Source organism: Micromonospora sp. D75, from assembly GCF_018070405.1.
Taxonomy (GTDB): Bacteria; Actinomycetota; Actinomycetes; order Mycobacteriales; family Micromonosporaceae; genus Micromonospora; species Micromonospora chalcea.
This window is the reverse complement of sequence record NZ_JAGPXV010000761.1, coordinates 1-2,564: the sequence shown is the minus strand read 5'-3', so window position 1 is coordinate 2,564 and position 2,564 is coordinate 1. Positions and strand designations below refer to the sequence as shown.

Sequence of the window (2,564 nt, the reverse complement as noted above, 5' to 3'; positions counted from 1 at the left end):
ACCGGGCGGCGCGGCTGCGCCGCCTGCCAGGGCAGGGGGCCGGTGGCGTCGCCCACCTCGGCGCGCAGCCGGGGCAGGGCGGTCGGGCGCTGGTCGCGTACCCAGGTCACCAGGTGCTCACGGACCAGGCAGCGCAGGTCCCACAGGCTGCCCGCGTCGGCGGCGCTGACCAGCGCGCGGACCTTGACCATGCCGCCGGTCGCGTCGGTCACCTGGAGCACGCAGACCCGCCCGTCCCACAGCTCGGTGCCCTCGCACAGGCGGCGCAGCTCCTCCCGCATCGCCTGCACCGGGATGGCCCAGTCCAGGTCGAACTCGGCGGTGCCGAGCACCGCCGCCTCGGTCCGGGTCCAGTTCTGGAACGGCCGGCTGGTGAAATACGAGGTGGGTAGGATCAGGCGGCGGTCGTCCCAGACCTGCACCACCACGTAGCTGAGCGTCAGCTCCTCGATCCGGCCCCACTCGCCCTCGACCACCACCACGTCGTCCAGGCGCACCGCGTCGCTGAACGCGAGCTGGAGACCGGCGAAGACGTTGCCGAGCAGGCTCTGCGCGGCCAGCGCGGCGACCGCGGCGATCACACCGGCGGAGGTCAGCACACCCGCGCCGACGCCGCGTACGGCCGGGAACGTCATCAGCATGACGCCGACGGTGAGGATCACGATCACCGCGATGGTCAGCCGGCGCAGCAGCACCACCTGGGTACGCACCCGGCGGGCGTGCCGGTTGTTCGGCACGTCCACCCGGAACCGGGCCAGCGCGGTGTCCTCCGCCACCACCAGCAGCGAGGCCACCAGCCAGGCGGTGGCGGCGATCATCGCCAGCACGAGCGTGTGCAGGACGAACTGCCGCCACGGGCTGCCGACCGCGTACAGGGTGGTGAACCGCACCGCGATCTGCACCGCGACCACTGTGGCGGCCACCTGGAACGCGCGGTGCGCGTGCTCGGTCAGCTCGGTCATCAGCAGCGAGCGGCGGCCCAGCCGGCGGGTGACCCGGTGCACCACCTGGGCCAGCACCAACGCGATCGCCGCCGCGGCGAGCGCGGCGGCGATAGTCACGACGTAACTCTGCACGAACTCTCTCTCCCTCCGACCGGGCGGAATCGGGCGCAAAGGCCCAATGGTGCCCGGCGGCCCGGGTATCGACCAGGATCAGACCTTGCGGTACCGGGACTGGAAGAAGCAGTAGACGCCGAACGCGGCGATGCCCAGCGCCATGAGCGCCAGCAGCCACGGCCCGTACGACTGGTCGCGCAGCGTCCGCAGCGCGGCGTCCAGGCCACGCGCCTTCTCCGGGTCGTAGTTGACCGCGGCGACCACGACGAGCACGCCGGCGATGGCGAACACGGTGCCCCGGGAGGCGTACCCGGCCATGCCGAGACGGCGGGTGAGCTGGCGGGTCTTCGGGCTCATCTCGCCGGTCTTGAGGTTGCGCTCGAACTTCTTCTTCAGGCCGTAGATCACCATGCCGACGCCGAGCGCGGCGAGCGCAAGTCCGGCCAGCCCGACCAGCCACCGGCCGCCGTCGGAGGCCATCAGCTTCTCGGAGAACTGCTGCTGCTGGTCCGAGGCGTTGGCGCTGGCGTCCTGGAAGACCTTGATCGCGGTCCAGCCCAGCCAGACGAACACGACGACCCGGACCGCCGAGGCGATCCGTTCGAACGTGCGTTCCTTGCCGGTCCGGGAGACGTGGCCGGAGATCGCCTCGAAGGCCTGCCAGATCGCCATGGCGAACAGGCCGACCGCCATCGCGATCAGGAGGAACTTCCCGAGCGGCTGTTCACCGAGGGTGCGCAGCGCGCCGTTCTGGTTCCCCTCCTCGCCGGACTTGCCGAAGGCGATCTGCAGCGCCAGCCAGGCGAGGAGAAGGTGCACGATTCCGTATCCGATGAAGCCGCCACGGGTCAACAGTTCGAGCCACCGGCTGTTTCGAGCCTGGGCGGCGGTGGCTCCGGCATTCCGGGTGAGAGACATGAGCCCTCAATCTCCCGGCGGGCGATTTTCCAAACGTCCGCGCCCGCCGGGAGCGGCCGAAACGGATCAGCCGGCGAGGTCGCGGGCGACCCGCAGCACCACCTGCTGCTCGGTGACGCTGTCCAGGCTGACCTGGAAACCGGCGACCTCGGTGGCCTGCTGGCCCACGGTCAGGGAGAGCTGTTCCCCGGCCACCTCGACGGTGACCTGGTCGCCCTGGGCGCCGACCAGCTTCGCCTCGACGCCGAGGATCCGGGCGCTGGCCTCCACGCCGCGGTCGAAGGTGATCGTGCAGGCGTCGAGGCCGCAGTCGGTCTCGGCACCTTCGGAGCTGCATCCGGCGAGCAGCGCGGCGCCGAGGGCGAGACCGGCGAGCAGACCGGCGGCACGGCGGGCGGGGGCGGAGGTGGCGCGTCGGATCGTCACCCGCCCAAGGATAGGCGGACTGCGCCAGCGCGCCGTCGCGCCCGGGGCCCGCGACGGCACGCCGGGCGGGGCGTCCGGGGTGCGCGCTAGGGTGCCGGAATGGCTTTCGACGTCGCCCGGGTCCGGGCCGCCTACCCCGCCCTGGCCGAGGGATTCGCCCAC

General features: G+C 72.1%; 3 protein-coding genes. All 3 read right to left on the bottom strand.

Annotated features, from left to right (window positions below; genetic code table 11):
* Window positions 1–1,076: mechanosensitive ion channel family protein (locus KBX39_RS28710; RefSeq protein ID WP_210873530.1), on the bottom strand; the 1,076-nt coding region annotated here is incomplete at its 3' end.
* 78 nt (window positions 1,077–1,154) lie between these two features.
* Window positions 1,155–1,976 (bottom strand): DUF1206 domain-containing protein, encoded by an 822-nt coding sequence (locus KBX39_RS28705; protein ID WP_043325016.1) that lies wholly within the window; start codon window positions 1,974–1,976, stop codon window positions 1,155–1,157.
* Window positions 1,977–2,042: 66 nt separating this feature from the next.
* Window positions 2,043–2,402 (bottom strand): hypothetical protein, encoded by a 360-nt coding sequence (locus tag KBX39_RS28700; protein ID WP_043325017.1) that lies wholly within the window; start codon window positions 2,400–2,402, stop codon window positions 2,043–2,045.
* Window positions 2,403–2,564 lie beyond the last annotated feature (162 nt).